At 49.6% G+C, this 17,089-nt stretch carries 13 protein-coding genes; 7 read left to right on the forward strand and 6 right to left on the reverse strand.

The window, feature by feature from the left end; all coding sequences use genetic code 11:
* Positions 1-4 precede the first annotated feature (4 nt).
* From fliR to flhA, 3 genes are read left to right on the forward strand one after another with little or no spacing between them, the layout of a single operon-like run.
* Positions 5-778: a flagellar biosynthetic protein FliR gene (fliR, locus tag U0008_RS21390; protein ID WP_043489864.1), complete on the forward strand. Its 774-nt coding sequence runs from the start codon at positions 5-7 to the stop codon at positions 776-778.
* Positions 778-1,914 (forward strand): flagellar biosynthesis protein FlhB, encoded by a 1,137-nt coding sequence (gene flhB / locus U0008_RS21395; RefSeq protein ID WP_043489867.1) that lies wholly within the window; start codon positions 778-780, stop codon positions 1,912-1,914. The genes fliR and flhB overlap by 1 nt, the downstream gene beginning before the upstream one ends.
* Positions 1,901-3,997 (forward strand): flagellar biosynthesis protein FlhA, encoded by a 2,097-nt coding sequence (gene flhA / locus U0008_RS21400; protein ID WP_051874049.1) that lies wholly within the window; start codon positions 1,901-1,903, stop codon positions 3,995-3,997. The genes flhB and flhA overlap by 14 nt, the downstream gene beginning before the upstream one ends.
* Before the next feature lie 403 nt (positions 3,998-4,400).
* On the opposite strand, the gene xylB is transcribed toward flhA, so the two are convergent.
* Positions 4,401-5,873, reverse strand: a complete 1,473-nt coding sequence (xylB, locus tag U0008_RS21405; protein ID WP_043489881.1) for a xylulokinase — start codon at positions 5,871-5,873, stop codon at positions 4,401-4,403.
* 64 nt (positions 5,874-5,937) lie between these two features.
* Entirely contained in the window at positions 5,938-7,257 is a 1,320-nt protein-coding gene (xylA, locus tag U0008_RS21410) for a xylose isomerase (RefSeq protein ID WP_025799713.1), read from the reverse strand.
* A gap of 383 nt (positions 7,258-7,640) precedes the next feature.
* On the opposite strand from xylA, the gene xylE reads away from it, so the two are divergent.
* The 3 genes from xylE (at position 7,641) to U0008_RS21425 (ending at position 11,969) form a co-directional block, all read left to right on the forward strand.
* Complete coding sequence (xylE, locus tag U0008_RS21415) at positions 7,641-9,116, forward strand: D-xylose transporter XylE (protein WP_043489883.1); 1,476 nt, start codon at positions 7,641-7,643, stop codon at positions 9,114-9,116.
* A gap of 121 nt (positions 9,117-9,237) precedes the next feature.
* The gene (gene xylR / locus U0008_RS21420; protein WP_025799717.1) at positions 9,238-10,419 is read left to right on the forward strand and encodes a D-xylose utilization transcriptional activator XylR; all 1,182 of its coding nucleotides are present in this window, start codon (positions 9,238-9,240) and stop codon (positions 10,417-10,419) included.
* 548 nt (positions 10,420-10,967) lie between these two features.
* The gene (locus U0008_RS21425; protein WP_043489885.1) at positions 10,968-11,969 is read left to right on the forward strand and encodes a lysozyme inhibitor LprI family protein; all 1,002 of its coding nucleotides are present in this window, start codon (positions 10,968-10,970) and stop codon (positions 11,967-11,969) included.
* Positions 11,970-12,017: 48 nt separating this feature from the next.
* On the opposite strand, the gene U0008_RS21430 is transcribed toward U0008_RS21425, so the two are convergent.
* Complete coding sequence (locus tag U0008_RS21430; protein ID WP_043489887.1) at positions 12,018-13,013, reverse strand: acyltransferase; 996 nt, start codon at positions 13,011-13,013, stop codon at positions 12,018-12,020.
* Positions 13,014-13,283: 270 nt separating this feature from the next.
* On the opposite strand from U0008_RS21430, the gene U0008_RS21435 reads away from it, so the two are divergent.
* A complete protein-coding gene (locus U0008_RS21435; protein WP_043489888.1) occupies positions 13,284-14,516 on the forward strand; it encodes an MFS transporter in 1,233 nt (410 codons plus the stop codon).
* A gap of 112 nt (positions 14,517-14,628) precedes the next feature.
* On the opposite strand, the gene fabY is transcribed toward U0008_RS21435, so the two are convergent.
* The 3 genes from fabY to U0008_RS21450 all read right to left on the reverse strand — a co-directional run bounded on the left by fabY (position 14,629) and on the right by U0008_RS21450 (position 17,026).
* Positions 14,629-15,558, reverse strand: coding sequence for a fatty acid biosynthesis protein FabY (fabY, locus tag U0008_RS21440; protein ID WP_040044547.1), 930 nt, complete (start codon positions 15,556-15,558; stop codon positions 14,629-14,631).
* 124 nt (positions 15,559-15,682) lie between these two features.
* Entirely contained in the window at positions 15,683-16,120 is a 438-nt protein-coding gene (gene dtd / locus U0008_RS21445) for a D-aminoacyl-tRNA deacylase (protein ID WP_025799727.1), read from the reverse strand.
* A complete protein-coding gene (locus U0008_RS21450) occupies positions 16,121-17,026 on the reverse strand; it encodes a virulence factor BrkB family protein (RefSeq protein ID WP_025799731.1) in 906 nt (301 codons plus the stop codon).
* Between the last annotated feature and the right edge of the window lie 63 nt (positions 17,027-17,089).

A 17,089-nucleotide genomic window follows, 5' to 3' on the forward strand; every position in this document is an offset into this window, starting at 1 on the left:
CGCTATGGGCATTGATATTCAGACGTTAATTACGCCGCTGTTGGCGCTTTGGCTGCCTTTCGTGCGTATTTTATCTTTTCTGCATTTCTGCCCGATTTTCGATCAGAAGTCATTTTCACGCCGTATCAAAATTGGCACCGCGCTGGGGCTTTCTATTCTGATAACCCCCATGCTGCACAATAACGTGGTGCTCACCGAGCTGATATCGATGCGCAGCGTGATTTTGATGGGCGAACAAATTCTGTGGGGTTTTCTGTTTGGAGCGACGCTACAGCTGGTGTTTGTTGCGCTGCAAACCGCGGGGCATATTCTTTCAATGAATATGGGACTCGGTATGGCGATGATGAACGATCCCAGCAGCGGCTCGTCCACTACCGTGATTTCACAGATTATTTTTGTATTTTGCGCCCTGCTATTTTTCACCATGGATGGGCACCTGCTGTTTATGACTATCCTGTACAAAGGCTTTGTCTATTGGCCTATCGGGCAAGCCATCAATGAGTTTTCACTGCGCACGCTGGCGCTGAGCTTGGGCTGGATTATGTCGTCAGCCACGCTGATTGCCTTACCGACCACCTTCGTGATGCTGATTGTGCAGGGCGGATTTGGTCTGCTTAACCGTGTATCGCCTACGCTGAATCTGTTTTCTCTCGGCTTTCCTATCAGCATGCTGTTTGGCCTGCTGTGTATGACGCTGATTATCGCTAACGTCCCCGACCATTATCTCAATTTAACCAACGAGATTTTGGCACGCCTCGACAATATGAGGGTGAACTGATGTCTGCCAGTTCAGGTGAAAAGAGCGAAAAACCCACCTCGGGCAAACTGAGAAAAGCCCGCGGCAAAGGGGATATTCCACGCTCCAAAGATATGACGATGGCGACCGGTTTACTGGCCTCGTTTATCACCATGACGGTTTTTTTCCCTTTTTATAAACACCTAATCAGCGAGTCCTTTATGTCGGTGAGCATCATGGGAAACAAGCTGGATGATGATGGCGTGATTGAGCAGTTTTTACTGCGTAACGTTTTTATCTTATTGAAGTTTATCGCCACGCTGATCCCAATTCCGATCGCCTGCATTGTGGCCAGCTTGGTGCCGGGTGGCTGGATTTTTACGCCAAATAAATTAATCCCTGATTTTAAAAAAATTAATCCGATCAGCGGCGTAAAACGCATGTTCTCCGCCAGCCACTACGTAGACGTGGGCAAGATGCTGGCGAAGTGTGGGGTATTGCTCGTCACGCTCTACATGATGGTGCATGACTCTCTGACACCGCTGTTACAGCTGCAAACCATGTATCTGCGTCAGGCCATTATGGCTGGCTTCGACATTTTGCATCACGTTCTCAGCTATTTCGTGGCCATTATCGTCCTATTTGCCTTTATTGACGTGCCGCTGAGCAAATTCATGTTCACCAAAAAGATGCGCATGACCAAGCAGGAAGTGAAAGAAGAGTACAAAAATAACGACGGTAATCCGCAAATTAAAGGCCGTATTCGCCAGCTACAACGTCAGATGGCCATGGGGCAGATTAACCAAACCGTGCCCACCGCCGACGTGATCCTGACTAACCCAACGCACTATGCGGTGGCGTTGAAATATGACCCCGATAAAGCCCAAGCGCCCTTTATTGTCGCTAAAGGCGTGGATGATATTGCGCTTTATATCCGTGAAGTGGCGATGACCAATAACATTGAAGTGGTGGAGTTCCCGCCGCTAGCGCGTGCGGTTTATCACACCACTCGCGTAAATCAACAGATCCCGGCGCAGCTGTTCCGCGCTATCGCACACGTATTGACCTATGTGATGCAGATTAAATCTTGGCGTTCAGGCCAAACCGAATTTAAACCCCGTTTGAATACGCAAATCGAGATCCCGAAAGAGGTGCTAAAGACGCATGGCAAACAGTAAGTTAAAGCTGGCTTTTACAACATTAAGGCAGGGAAAAGTCGGCGTTCCGATCCTGTTGCTGTGCGTGCTGGCAATGGTTATTTTGCCGTTGTCACCGCTGGTGCTGGATATCCTATTCACCTTCAACATCGTGCTGGCGGTGTTGGTGCTATTGGTTGCGGTCAACAGTAAGCGTCCACTCGACTTCGCCGTTTTCCCAACGATTTTGCTGATAACCACGCTGATGCGACTGACGCTAAACGTGGCATCCACCCGCGTGGTGTTACTTCACGGTCACGAAGGCGTAGGCGCTGCCGGTAAGGTTATCGAGGCCTTTGGTCAGGTGGTCATTGGCGGTAACTTCGTCGTGGGTTTTGTGGTCTTCGTGATTTTGATGATCATCAACTTCGTGGTTGTTACCAAGGGTGCTGAACGTATTTCCGAGGTTTCTGCTCGCTTTACGCTAGACGCTCTGCCGGGTAAACAGATGGCTATCGACGCCGATCTGAACGCCGGTTTGATCAATCAGGAACAGGCCAGAGCACGCCGTAAAGACGTGGCCAACGAGGCCGATTTCTACGGTGCGATGGACGGTGCGTCGAAGTTTGTGCGTGGTGACGCCGTTGCCGGGATCATGATCCTGATTATCAACGTAATCGGCGGTATCTGTATTGGTATCTTTAAATACGATTTGGATGCCAGCCATGCGTTCCAGCAATATGTTCTGCTGACGATTGGTGATGGTCTGGTAGGTCAGATCCCATCCCTGCTGTTGGCGACCGCCGCTGCAATTATCGTGACCCGCGTGAGCGATGGTGAAGACGTTAGCGATGAGATCAAAACTCAGCTGCTAGCAAAACCGACCGTTCTCTATACCGCTGCGTTTGTGATGTTCATTCTGGCCGTGGTGCCAGGCATGCCGCATATTGCCTTCCTTAGCTTCACTGGTTTGCTCTTGTTCGCCGGATGGAAGCAGAGCAAGAAGGTGCAAAAAGCCGAGCCGATCACCGATATGGAGGCTATCAGCGAAGCCATTTCCAAAGACAATACGCCGGTTGTGAGCTGGGATAGCATCCCGCTTATCGAGCCTATCGGTTTGAACTTGGGGTATAAGCTGGTCACGCTGGTTGATTCAGCCAAAGGCAGCCCGCTTTCTCAGCGTATTCGCGGTGTTCGACAAGTGATATCTGAAACCTGTGGCGTATTGCTACCCGAAATTCGGATTCGTGAAAACTTCCGCCTGAAGCCAGCCCAGTACGCCATTCATATCAACGGGATAAAGGTGGCAACCGGCGAAGTTCACTCCGACAAATTAATGGCTATTCCGGGCGCTGAACTGTATGGCGAAATTGACGGCGTATTAGATACCGATCCGGCCTATGGCATGGCGATCATCTGGATCGTGCCAGAACAAAAAGCCAAGGCGTTAAACCTAGGCTATCAGGTTGTGGATTGCGCCAGCGTGGTCGCGACGCACGTGAATAAAGTGGCGCGTCACTATTTGCCAGATTTGTTCAACTATGACGATATCACCCATCTTCATGCGCGTTTGGGCTTACAGGCCCCCAAACTGGCGGAAGATCTGGCTGGCGCGCTTAACTTCAGCCAACTGCTACGCATTTATCGTCAGCTACTGACCGAACACGTTTCGTTAAAAGATATTGTGACCATCGCCTCTACGCTGTTAGAAAGCGCCGCAGTAACCAAAGACCCTATCTTGCTAACCGCCGACGTGCGCTACGCGCTACGCCGCGCCATTATTAATAGCGTCAATGGCGATAAAGGTTCTCTGGCGGTATATACCATTGATAATGAGTTGGAAAACTTGCTGCTGAGTGCCCTGAATCAGTCTCAGCAAGCAGGCAAAGTGGCGCTAGATAGCTTCCCAGTTGATCCAAATATTTTGTCGCAGTTACAAAATACCATGCCGATGATCCACGAGCAGATGAAGGCGCAAGGGCACGCCCCTATTTTGCTGGTTGCTCCGCAGCTTCGCCCTATCCTTTCACGCTACGCACGCCTATTCGCCGCAGGGTTGCAGGTGCTTTCGTATAATGAAGTGCCGGATGACAGTGATTTGAGTATTGTGGGGACGTTGGCTTAGGTGGATTAAAGACCCCCTCCCAACCTCCCCCTTCGCAGGGGGAGGAGCCGATCGAGATTCTTATAAACATCGCTGAACGGTTCCCTCCCCTGATAAGGGGAGGGTTAGGTGGGGTCGCTACCCAGTATTGCGACAAGCCCCTCCCAACCTCCACCTTCGCAGCGGAAGGAGCCGATCTAGATTCTTACAAACATCGCTGAACGGTTCCCTCCCCTGATAAGGGGAGGGTTAGGTGGGGTCGCTACCCAGTATTGCGACAAGCCCCTCCCAACCTCCACCTTCGCAGGGGGAGGAGCCGATCTAGATTCTTACAAACATCGCTGAACGGTTCCCTCCCCTGACAAGGGGAGGGTTAGGGTGGGGTCGTTAGCCAAACATCACCGGCTAACGTGAGATCGCTTTATCATTGCCTATTCGGTGGCGGCAATGTAAACACCTCCAACGCCCGATATAACTCTCTGAAAATACGTCTTCTTTCTTGATAACTCTCATATCGTGCCGCATCAGGTTTATGCACCTGTTCCAGCGGAAGTTCGGGGAGCAGTTCGGCGAGCGGCGTACTCGGATGCAGTGCGATTTGGGCGAGTCGTGCGGCACCTAACGCTGGGCCAACGTCGCCACCGGTTCGGTACTCAAGCGTTTGACCACTGATATCAGCCAGCATCTGCCGCCAATATGCGCTACGTGCGCCGCCGCCGATCAGGGTAATGCGCTGCGGTTTTAGGCCCGTGGCGTGCAAAACATCCATCCCATCCGCCAGCGCAAAGCCCACGCCTTCTAATACGGCTCGGCATAAATCGGCGCGCTGGTGCTCATGAGTCAGCCCCCAAAATGCGCCCTTGGCTTCTGGATTATTATGCGGCGTGCGCTCGCCGGAGAGATAAGGTAAAAACCACAGCGGAGCCTCTGCCGGAGCGCTGCTTTCCACCTCTTTTAGCAGCTCAGCCACGCTGCTAAGCCCCGTGAGTTTCGCGACCCAATCCAAACACGATGCCGCGCTGAGCATCACTGACATCAGGTGCCACGTATTCGGCAATGCGTGGCAGAAACTGTGTACCGCGCTTTCTGGATTACTTAAGAAACCATCACTGACGGCAAAATAGACGCCGGATGTGCCAAGCGAAAGCATCGCCTGACCTGAACGATATAAACCCACACCCACAGCACCCGCTGCGTTATCGCCACCGCCCGCCACCACGGGCACAACCGGCATATGCCAACGCTGCGCAATGGATGCCAGTAATTCGCCCGTAATCTGCGAGCCTTCAAACAACGTAGGCATATGGCTGCGATTAAGCCCCGTTGCTGCCAGAAGTTCATCACTCCAATCACGCAGGCCTACATCTAGCCACATCGTTCCTGCTGCATCGGACATATCACTGGCAAAAACACCGCTCATCTTCCAGCGGAGGTAGTCCTTGGGTAACAGCACCTTATCTATCTGAGCAAACACGCCGGGCTCATGCTTTGCCACCCATTTCAGCTTCGGCGCGGTAAACCCCGGCATCATTAAATTACCGGTAATCTGGCGAGAGTTGGGCACGCTCGCCTCTAATTCTCGGCACTCCTGCGCGCTGCGCCCATCGTTCCAGAGAATTGCCGGTCGCAGAATATTTTGCTGTTTGTCGAGCAGCGTAGCCCCGTGCATCTGGCCTGTCAGCCCAACCGCTCGCACGTTGCTCAGTGAATGCTTTTGACCCAGCGCCAGCACCGCCGCGTCCGTGGCACGCCACCATGATGCGGGATCTTGCTCAGACCATAATGGATGTGGACGATTGACCTGTAACGGCTCGCCATGGCTGGCTATCACCTTGCCCTCTTCGCTGAGCAAAATGGCTTTTACGCCGGAGGTCCCTAAATCAATACCCAGATACATGGCGCAACTCCTGTTCTCAAACGGTTCCTCCCCCTATTTAGGGGGAGGTTAGCAAGGGAAAGTATCAACCAAAAATATAACGATTAACCACGTTTTCCAGCAGCTCTTGATGTCCGCTCTGATGCTGCGGCGCGAGCTGGTTTTGCTGTGCATATTGCGCAATACCATCCAGAGAGAGTTTTCCCTGCAAGATTTGCTGACCAAATTCGCCGTTCCAGCCGGAATAACGTTTCGCAACGCGACGATCGAGTTCACCATCTTCAATCATTTTGGCCGCAATTTTCAGCGATAGCGCCATCGTATCCATGGCGCCAATATGACCGTAGAACAAATCATATTTATCCGTGCTTTGGCGACGAACCTTGGCGTCGTAGTTCAGACCACCGGTGGTGAAACCGCCTGCTTTGAGGATTTCAAACATGATCAGCGCATTTTCTTCTACGCTGTTCGGGAACTGATCGGTGTCCCAGCCGAGCTGCGCATCGCCTCGGTTGGCATCTACCGATCCAAAAATACCCAGTGCAATCGCGCTGGCGATCTCGTGATGGAACGTATGACCCGCCAGCGTGGCGTGGTTGGCCTCGATATTTACCTTAATCTCTTTTTCTAAACCGAACTGTTTTAAGAATCCATAAACCGTCGCAACATCATAGTCATATTGATGCTTGGTTGGCTCTTGTGGTTTTGGTTCGATCAGCAACGTGCCTTGGAAACCAATTTTGTGTTTGTGATCGACCACCATCTGCATGAAACGCCCTAACTGCTCGCGCTCTTGGCGTAAATCGGTGTTCAGCAGGGTTTCATAGCCTTCACGCCCGCCCCACAGCACGTAGTTTTCGCCACCCAATTTTTTGGTCGCCTGCATCGCTTGGCAAACCTGAGTGGCAGCCCAAGCAAAAACGTCTGGATTTGGGTTAGTAGCCGCACCTGCGCCGTAGCGCGGATTCGTAAAGCAGTTCGCCGTGCCCCACAGCAGCTTCACACCGCTGCTTTCTTGCTTCTCAGCTAGCACGTCGGTCATCACGGCAAAGTTATTGACGTATTCTTTCAGCGAAGCGCCTTCGGGCGACACGTCGATATCATGGAAACAGTAATACGGCACATTCAGCTTGTGGAAGAATTCAAAGGCGACATCGGCTTTGCGCTTCGCCTGTTCCAGCGCTTCGCCCGGCTGCTGCCAAGGGCGGTCAAATGAGCCGATACCAAACATATCCGCACCATTCCAGCAGAAGGTATGCCAGTAGCACGCCGCAAAGCGCAGGTGCTCTTCCATGCGTTTACCAAGAACAATTTCGTCTGGATTGTAATGGCGGAAAGCTAAAGGATTAGTGCTATGAGTTCCTTCAAAACGAACACGTTCTAGTTGATCAAAATACGATTGCATGGCGATACCCTCTAAGTAGGTTCAGTGTGCGTTGACGTCACCATCTTGAAAGTCTCACTTCACCATATCAATTACGAAATCTCACACCGCCGTTAAGAGAATTATTAATTGTGCTCTATATCTCAAAGTCTCAAAAAATACCCCTCAAAGGGGTGAAGTATGATGTTTGTCATAAAAAACACAATTCATAACTCAGAAGCAAAATATGACAATTGTTTTAAAACGATTGCCACTAGAGGATTAACTCCGTTTTATCTTAAGGCTAAACCTCTTATCTGATTTTTATTAGAAGTTCAGTATCACTCTACGGATAGAAATAAAAAAGAGCTTTTTTATTAGAAATCAGATGTTGCATGTCTAAAAAGTAAGGCAGGGCAATTACTATGAAACAGCACTATAACTCATCCTATATCTTTAGAATCACGCTGGTTGCCACACTGGGAGGTCTCCTTTTTGGCTATGATACGGCGGTCATATCAGGTACGGTTGATTCGATAAATCAAGTATTTGTACAACCACAAGGCCTCAGCGAAGCCGCTGCCAACTCACTACTAGGCTTCTGCGTAGCCAGCGCGCTGATTGGATGCATCATCGGCGGTGCAATGGGTGGCTATCTCAGCAATCGCTTTGGTCGTCGAAATTCATTAATGATCTCAGCACTGCTTTTCCTTATTTCTGCTATCGGTTCTGGGTGGCCAGAATTAGGGTTAAGCGCTATTAACCCAGATGGAGGCATACCCGTTTACTTATCAGGGTATATTCCTGAGTTTGTTATTTATAGAATAATTGGTGGCGTCGGCGTAGGATTAGCGTCAATGCTATCCCCTATGTATATTGCAGAAATTGCACCGGCTGAAATAAGAGGTAAATTAGTTTCATTCAACCAGTTTGCTATTATTTTTGGCCAACTGATGGTTTATTGCGTTAACTATTTTATCGCGCGCTCTGGCGATGCGTTATGGCTAAATAGCATCGGTTGGCGCTATATGTTTGCGTCAGAGGCGATTCCGGCAATTTTATTCTTTGGTTTGCTATTTTCCGTGCCAGAAAGCCCTCGTTGGCTTATCGCTCGTGGTGAAACCAAACGGGCAAGCGATATTCTGACTCGCATCATGGGGAAATTACAGGCCGAACCTGCGCTGAAAGAAATTACTCGCTCGCTCAATAATCCAGAACATGCCAATGCACGATTGCTGATGTTTGGTGCGGGTGTCATCGTTATCGGCGTCATGCTTTCAGTATTCCAGCAGTTCGTTGGGATCAACGTGGTGCTGTATTACGCACCAGAAGTGTTTAAAACCTTGGGAGCCAGCACGGATATTGCCCTGCTACAAACCATCATTGTGGGGGTTATCAATTTAACCTTTACCGTAGTCGCCATTATGACGGTCGATAAATTTGGCCGTAAACCTTTACAGATCATCGGCGCATTGGGTATGTCGCTTGGGATGTTTGGCTTAGGCACCGCTTTCTATGCCCAGCTTTCTGGCGTGGTGGCGCTCGCGTCAATGCTGTTTTACGTGGCGGCTTTTGCTATGTCGTGGGGGCCGGTTTGTTGGGTACTACTGGCAGAAATATTCCCTAATGCAATCCGTAGCAAGGCCTTAGCGGTCGCCGTGGCAGCTCAATGGATAGCCAACTATTTTGTCTCTTGGACGTTCCCAATGATGGATAAAAACTCCTATCTGGTAGCGCATTTCCATAACGGATTTTCCTACTGGATTTATGGCGTCATGGGCATTCTCGCCGCATTGTTTATGTGGAAATATGTTCCAGAAACCAAAGGAAAATCACTCGAGGAACTCGAATCACTCTGGACTCATCATCCTCGCTCACAGGATCAAGACATTAAAATCTAAAATCCTTCATACTCATCCGGCGTAAAGTCGGATGAGTGTTGTGAAATAATGCTTTATCCCCTTCACGCCCGATTTTGCTTCCCTGTTTGCGCCTTACTCATCATCGTTTAATGGAGTCAGCATGTTCGCCAAACGCTATCGCATTACATTGTTATTCAATGCCAACAAGGCGTATGACCGTCAGGTGGTGGAAGGTGTGGGTGAGTATTTACAGGCTTCTCAGTGTGATTGGGATATTTTCATCGAAGAAGACTTTCGTTGCCGTATCGACAATATTAAAGATTGGCTGGGCGATGGCGTGATTGCCGATTTTGACGACCGTGAAATCGAAGCGTTGTTAAGCCATCTCGAAGTGCCGATTGTCGGCGTCGGCGGCTCTTATCATCGTGAAGAAGACTATCCACCGGTTTCTTACATCGCCACCGATAACCATGCTCTGGTCGAAAGCGCATTTTTGCATCTCAAAGAAAAAGGCATCAATCGCTTCGCTTTTTATGGCCTGCCAACCAACAGTGATAAACGATGGGCGCAAGAGCGAGAGTATTCTTTCCGCCAGTTGGTTGCTAAAGAGCAATACCAAGGCGTGGTGTATCAAGGAATGGAAACCACGCCAGATAACTGGCAATACGCACAGAACCGGCTAGCTGACTGGGTGCAAACGCTGCCGCCACAGACGGGGATTATTGCCGTTACCGATGCGCGTGCTCGCCATCTGTTACAGGTATGCGAGCATCTTGATATTGCCGTACCTGAAAAAATTAGCGTCATCGGTATCGATAACGAAGAGCTCACGCGATATCTGTCACGCGTGGCGCTTTCATCAGTCGCACAGGGCACGCGCCAGATGGGTTATCGCGCAGCTAAAATGCTGCACCAGCTGCTATCTAGCGGAAAGCCGTCAGTACCTCAACGTGTTTTAGTTCCGCCGATAAAAGTCGTTGAACGGAGATCGACCGATTTCCGCTCGCTAAGCGATCCGTCCGTCATTCAAGCCATGCATTTTATTCGTCACCATGCCTGTGAAGGGATCAAGGTTGAGCAAGTTTTGGATGCCGTGGGCATGTCTCGTTCAAATCTAGAGAAGCGGTTTAAAGATGAAACAGGACAAACCATTCATGCCGTAATCCATGAAGAAAAGTTGGATCGCGCACGCAATCTCTTAATCGCCACCTCGCTATCGATCAATGAAATTTCCCAGATGTGCGGGTATCCGTCGCTGCAATATTTCTATTCAGTATTTAAGAAGGGATACAGCATGACGCCGAAGGATTATCGCGATCGCTTTGGTGACAATATTGGATAACGAAACATTGGTGGATAAAACAGTAACTTGATAAGAAAAATCTCAGCCAACTCTAACTAAAACCGCCGCTTTAAAGTCAGCCCAAAATGAATTGGCGTTAAAATCAAAGCGGCGGGAACACGCTATCAGTCGATCTCGTCACTCAAGATGTAGTCAGCTAACTGCCAATTGACGGGCGAGCCTTGATAGTAAGGCATAACGGTGCCTTTTCGGATATTTAGAACAGGATGTGAAGATGAGTTCATCATCCGCCATACCCCAGTTTGTGGACATTCATGTCCGCTTGCTCGCTGGATCCCGAGCGGCTTCCGTGTCATTTCGTTTTGATTCTGAGATATAAGTTCAGTTGATAAGTAAGCAAAATTATTACTTTCTATTCTCATGACATCCTCAAGCAATAAAAGAAAGAACATTTATTAAAAGCGACATGAGTTAGAAAAATCTTAAGCGCAAAAAATAAACACAAAGATGATAAATAATTTGTTGGTTAATGTTTTGCCAAATATACTGGCGATGATTAATCCGATTTACTCTTATTAGGTTTTAATATGTGTGTTAGAAACACATTAATTAAGTTTCTCTGGGTTCTGCTCGTTGGCTTAACCAGTAGCCAAGCCATGGCAGTCAACTGCCAGCGTGCAACCACGCCGCTGGAAAATACCATCTGTAGTAACGATGGCCTGCATTGGCTAGACACCACGATGACCATTATTTATCGTGCCATGCTGGTTAAAGAAGATTCGCTGAAAGTGCATAGCCAGTACGAAAACTGGGAAAAATCGCTCGAAAAGTGCACCAGCGATAATTGTATCGAGCGCGCTTATTATGAGGGTATCAGCACCCTTTCTGATGCCGATACTAACTTCCAATGGGATGGGCAGTGGTGGAATCTCAGCGCGGGTAATATGAGCGGGGGCACCGTTCAGTTCAGTCGCAATAACGAATGGGGTTTTAACATTGATATCCATGCCTGGACAGGTATGAACGGTGATGAATATACCGCTGAAGCCCGTAAGCTTTACGGCATCGGTATCGTCGATCGCGTGACGGATACTAGCAGTTGTAAACTGCTGCTGATTCCTAAAAAGGATGGCTCGCTGCAAATTCATAGCAATGCCGACTGGGGATGCAGAATGTCTATGCCTGATGGCGTATTCATCGATGGGAAATATACAAAAGCTACCAAGGATCCTCGTCCAAAGCCTTCGTTGTTATCCATTGGCATTATTACGGAAGCCGCTCGCGACCAGCAATTTCGTGAGCTTGTGGGTGTTGATTACCAGCGCTTTGTCGATACCGCGAACGTCTATATTTATAGTGAAGATCTCGACAACATTGGCGCACGAGTCGTTTCGATGTGGGTGCGTGGCGCATCAAATAATAAAGCCGCTATTATCATGTACACGCCAGAAGGCGATATGTGGGCAGGTTTGATTGTGCCAGACAAAAATGGCCAACTGGCCATGCGCTATTACAGCTCAAAAAATAAGGACGAGAAAATGATGCCAAGAACCTTGGCGTCGTGGAAACTTCATTTTTTAGAGAAGTAACCGGTGCCACTTTAGCCCCATTCTCACCAGTGTGAGGATGGGGGATCGCTATGAAACCCAGCCTTTTCTATCGATTTTTCCTAACACCCAACTGCACAATAAACTTCCCGCCAGCGCGAAGAAAAACACCATGAAAATATCCACCAGCGGCCAGCTGCGTGCGTCTAAATGATGGGTGCGAATGAAGTGGATAAAAAAGGCATGGAAGCCATAAATTGCCAACGAATGACGTGAAATAAACGCCATCCATCGAGATTGAGTGTGATTAAAGTTATTCTTAAAGAATAGAAAAATGGCACAACTCGCTATAAACACCAGTGGCCCGCAGTACATGTAGTAAGTATCAGCAAATCCGCCGTTGTGCTGTGTTTGGCGGTAGGTGGAAAATGCAATTGCGACCACACACCCGATAAAAATTAGCGCCGCACTCCAAGATACACGTCGCAGCTCGGTATGTAACATCCCCAGAGATCGGCCCATCAACGCATAAAGCAGGTAGTAAAACATGTCACCAGAGATGTGCAGATTAATCGGGAGCAGCTTAATTCCTTGATAGCTGTATTGCGGCAAATTAGGGTTGGCAATAACCGCCAGTACGGCAACTACTATCGCCAAATACCGCGCACTCACCGCACGCACGCTAATTAATGGGGAAATGATATACAGGGCCAATATCGCATAGAAAAACCACAGGTGATAAAACACCGGCTTCACGAGAAAATATCGAATAGAAAGCCACGGGTTAATATGTGTCAGCAAACTGATATACAGCAGCCCTAGGGCGCTGTAAAAAAGCAAACAGCGCAAAACATGCAGCACATGCCGCCCTTGAGCCGACTTCTCGCCAAAAAACAGATAGCCAGAAATCATGAAAAATAAGGGTACACATACCCGAGACGCCGAATTAAGGAGGTTAGCGACATCCCAATTTATTTGGCCAATGCTAAACCCACTGGTGACATAGTAGGTTGTTGAATGGATCATCACTACCATGAGGCAAGCCGTGGCGCGTAAGTTATCGATCCAAATGATTTTCTGACTCATGTTTTGCGCCAAGCCCTTACCAGAATTCCGTATAACACCGACGGTGTTTTTGTTAAAAACAGGTTAACCTTCCGACCCCTCCGTCAGCAATCAGAAGAATGCCTAAGCTAATCGTGATTTATATTTTTGAGTGACACATCACTGATTGCCAAGCGTGATAATTGACGGCAAAATAGCCACTCAGCCTTACGTTGTTCGTAAAACATAATCTGTTCACCGACACATCGCCGGTTTTTTTCCCTTTTCTGAATAAACAAATAACTAATAAATATGCAAAAGTCTCTCTCCGCCGCAGGGCGATTGGGCCGACAGGCGCTGCTGTTTCCGCTTTGTCTGGTTCTGTATGAATTCACCACCTACATCGGCAACGACATGATCCAGCCCGGTATGTTGACCGTGGTGCAAGAATTTAACGTTGGCCAAGAATGGGTACCAACGTCAATGACCGCTTATCTGGCTGGCGGCATGTTCCTGCAATGGCTGCTTGGGCCATTGTCAGACCGCATCGGGCGTCGTCCAGTTATGTTGGCGGGCGTGGCCTATTTTGTCGTGATGTGTTTAGCCATTTTGCTGGCACAGACGATTGAACAATTTACGCTGCTGCGCTTCTTGCAGGGCGTGAGCCTGTGCTTTATCGGTGCCGTGGGCTATGCCGCTATTCAAGAGTCTTTTGAAGAATCGGTGTGCATAAAAATCACCGCACTGATGGCGAACGTGGCCCTGATAGCTCCCTTGCTGGGGCCGTTAGCCGGTGCCGCTTGGGTGCATATTTTGCCGTGGCAAATGATGTTTGTGATGTTTGCCGCACTCGCCGCGTTTTCTTTCTATGGATTGTGGCGTGCGATGCCTGAAACCGCGACGCGCCGTGGTGAAAAGCTGTCGCTGAAAGCGCTGGGGCAGGACTATAAACAGGTGCTATCGAACCGCCATTTTCTGTGTGGTGCGCTCGCGACCGGCTTCGCCAGTTTGCCGCTTTTAGCCTGGATTGCGCAGTCTCCGGTCATCATAATTAGCGGCGAAGGTTTAAGCAGCTATGACTACGGCCTTCTACAGGTTCCGGTGTTCGGCGCTCTGATTTTAGGCAACTTTACGCTAGCAAAACTAACCAGTACCCGTAGCGTTCGCTCCCTGATTAAACTAGGCGCATGGCCAATGATGCTGGGACTCGCAATCGCGGCGATTGCCACGGTACACGCATCTCATGCCTATCTGTGGATGACCGCGGGGCTAAGTATCTATGCCTTCGGGATCGGAATCGCTAACGCAGGGCTATATCGTTTAACGCTGTTTTCCAGCGATATGAGCAAAGGCACCGTGTCGGCGGCAATGGGTATGCTGAGCATGCTGATTTTTACCGTCGGCATTGAGTTAACCAAACACGCTTATCTGCTCGGCGGCAATAGCTGGTTCAGCCTATTTAACCTGATGAGCGGTATTATTTGGCTAACGCTAGTGGTGCTATTTTTACGTAACAAACAGGTCGGAATGCCGCAGGCGGCATAATTTGGCCGCCCTTCGCATTGGTCGAAGCCGCTCGGAGAAATTCCACGCATCACCGAGCGGTTCCCTCCCCTGCGAAGGGGAGGGTTAGGGTGGGGCTACTATTCACCAAGCCTTACTGAATACTGCCCTCATCATCATCTTCGGTCGCAGGCAGTACCATATACGTCCCTTCAAACACCGCACCTGGATGCTCATCGCCATATAAATTCACGGAAAGCTGAACGCGAGCTTTGCGCCCACGGGCAAGCCTGTCCAGATCGCCGCTGACGGAGCTGAGATCCGCAACCGCGCGTGGTCGACCGGTAATCGGTGCGCTATAGCGTATATGTGCATCGGCAAGAATAATGGTTCCACCTAAATGGCGTTCACGCAGCAGCAGCCAAATCAGCCCCCAGCCCGTTAACGTTGCCAGTGAAAACAGACTGCCTGCAAACAGCGTTTGATGCGGATTTTGATTGCCTGACTCCGGCATGGTGGTCACAAAACGCTGGCCGGTATATTGGCTGATACGCACACCCATTTTTTCACTGAGTGGGATGTTTTCGTACCATGCTTTTTGCAACTGAGCGCACCAATCGGGACGATGCAAAATATCATCGAGCGTTGCTACCGGTTTAATCATCAGGAAATGACGCACCGGCGTAGTTTGCGGCGCGGTAATCTCCCCCTGATTTTCAAAACCCAGTTTGGCAAAAAACTCCACCGCATCTTCACGTGCGCTACATACCACGCGTTTAACCCCTTCCTGACGCGCTACAGACTCCAGCGTCATCGCCACCAGCGTTCCTAACCCTTTGGCCTGTACGGTGGGATCAACCGCCAGAAAGCGGATAGAGGCTTCATTATCGGCATTAATATATAAGCGCCCGATGGCAACCGGTTTACCCGACTCATCAACCACCATTTGATGGTGCGCCATCGCATCATAGGCATCACGCTCCGATCCCACCGGTTGATGCAGCGGCTTACGCAGCATTTCCCAGCGAAACTGGTAATAATCTTTTAGCTCTTGCTCTGTAACCGGAACTCGCAGGTGATACATAACTTGCTCTCTCTGTTTTACAGCATTCGCGTTACAACCCCCTCCCAACCTCCCCCTTCACAGGGGGAGGAGCCCACCAGTTTCTCATGTTAGCTGGGTTTCTCATTACAACGAGGAGAACGCACTAAACCTGGAGCCAGAAAGTGACCGGCCCATCATTGAGTAGTGAAACCTTCATATCGGCTGCAAACTGCCCGGTTTGGGTGTTGATGCCGGTTTCACGGCACTGGCCCACGAAGTATTCATACAGGCGTTCTGCTTCATCGGGAGCGGCGCCACCTGAAAAGCTCGGTCGCATCCCTTTTTGGGTGTCTGCGGCTAAGGTAAATTGGGAAACCACCAGTACACTGCCACCGGCTTGCTGAACGTTAAGATTCATCTTGTCGTTTTCATCGCTGAAAATGCGATAACCCAATACTTTGTCACGCAGCCGTTGAGCTTTTTGTTCGTTATCTTCTTTTTCAACGCCCAGTAATACCAGAAGGCCTGGGCCGATTTCGCCCACGGTTGTGCCTTCAACAACAACGCTGGCATGAGTTACTCTCTGAATTAACGCTATCATTTAGTTCTTCTCTTCCTTATCGTTTTCTGGCGATGTTGCTTGAATTCTCTGGTTTTCTTCTCGTTTTGCGCGCTGATGCATGGCGCGGTATTCACTGAGCGAGACGGTAATCTCTGCGCCTAATAACACAATGCACCAACTCCAGTAGACCCATACAAACAGTATCGGTATCACGGCCAGTACGCCATAAATCAATTGATACGATGGAAACATCGTGACGTATAGCCCAAAGCCTTTTTTACCCAGTTCGAACAATAGCCCCGCCACCACCGCGCCGATCAGCGCATCTCTGGCGGGAACTCGCTGCGTGGGCACGACGCAGTAAATGAGCCAGAAACTGGCGCAGGAGAGCAAGAGAGGAAAAATGCGCAGTACCTGATCCACCAGCGAATACACACCGGTCATCGCCAGCCAGCGGATGGAAAGCAGATAGGTGCTAATCGCCATGCTGGCCCCCACTAAAATGGGTCCAAGGGTTAATACCATCCAATAGATCGCAAATGAATAGACGATTGGCCGCTGGGTACGGCTACGCCAAATATGGTTTAGCGCACCGTCAACGGAGGATATCACCAGCAGAGCCGTGACAATCAGCCCAACGGCACCCACGGCGGTCATCTTGCTGGAGTTAGCGACAAACTGTTCGATATAAGACTGCACGACATCGCCAGCAGCGGGAACGAAATTGGTAAAAATAAAGTGTTTGAGCTGTTCAGAAACTTCGCCAAACATGGGAAAAGCGGCAAACAGAGAGAAAACCACCGTGACGAGAGGAACCAGAGATAACAAAGAAACATAGGCCAGACTGCCCGCCATCATGCTCACTCGGTCGTGATTAACTCTGGCCCACAAGAGACGCCCAAATGAGACGCAAGACTTTGCTGACTGCCAAGAAAAAAGGGTCATGCCCCCTCCTGAAAACAACGCTCAGACCATGACATTACGGCCTGAGCGGTTAAACATCTTTTA

The sequence above is a fragment of the Hafnia alvei genome (assembly GCF_034424155.1).
In the GTDB taxonomy this organism is placed as follows: domain Bacteria; phylum Pseudomonadota; class Gammaproteobacteria; order Enterobacterales; family Enterobacteriaceae; genus Hafnia; species Hafnia alvei.

Bases quoted from the DNA above. Each gene is read 5' to 3' on its own strand.
- xylB (WP_043489881.1), bottom strand. From the start codon at position 5,873: ATGTATCTGGGTATTGATTTAGGGACCTCCGGCGTAAAAGCCATTTTG.
- U0008_RS21430 (WP_043489887.1), bottom strand. From the start codon at position 13,013: ATGAGTCAGAAAATCATTTGGATCGATAACTTACGCGCCACGGCTTGC.
- U0008_RS21435 (WP_043489888.1), top strand. From the start codon at position 13,284: ATGCAAAAGTCTCTCTCCGCCGCAGGGCGATTGGGCCGACAGGCGCTG.
- xylE (WP_043489883.1), top strand. From the start codon at position 7,641: ATGAAACAGCACTATAACTCATCCTATATCTTTAGAATCACGCTGGTT.
- xylA (WP_025799713.1), bottom strand. From the start codon at position 7,257: ATGCAATCGTATTTTGATCAACTAGAACGTGTTCGTTTTGAAGGAACT.
- dtd (WP_025799727.1), bottom strand. From the start codon at position 16,120: ATGATAGCGTTAATTCAGAGAGTAACTCATGCCAGCGTTGTTGTTGAA.
- U0008_RS21450 (WP_025799731.1), bottom strand. From the start codon at position 17,026: ATGACCCTTTTTTCTTGGCAGTCAGCAAAGTCTTGCGTCTCATTTGGG.
- flhA (WP_051874049.1), top strand. From the start codon at position 1,901: ATGGCAAACAGTAAGTTAAAGCTGGCTTTTACAACATTAAGGCAGGGA.
- fabY (WP_040044547.1), bottom strand. From the start codon at position 15,558: ATGTATCACCTGCGAGTTCCGGTTACAGAGCAAGAGCTAAAAGATTAT.
- xylR (WP_025799717.1), top strand. From the start codon at position 9,238: ATGTTCGCCAAACGCTATCGCATTACATTGTTATTCAATGCCAACAAG.
- flhB (WP_043489867.1), top strand. From the start codon at position 778: ATGTCTGCCAGTTCAGGTGAAAAGAGCGAAAAACCCACCTCGGGCAAA.
- fliR (WP_043489864.1), top strand. From the start codon at position 5: ATGGGCATTGATATTCAGACGTTAATTACGCCGCTGTTGGCGCTTTGG.
- U0008_RS21425 (WP_043489885.1), top strand. From the start codon at position 10,968: ATGTGTGTTAGAAACACATTAATTAAGTTTCTCTGGGTTCTGCTCGTT.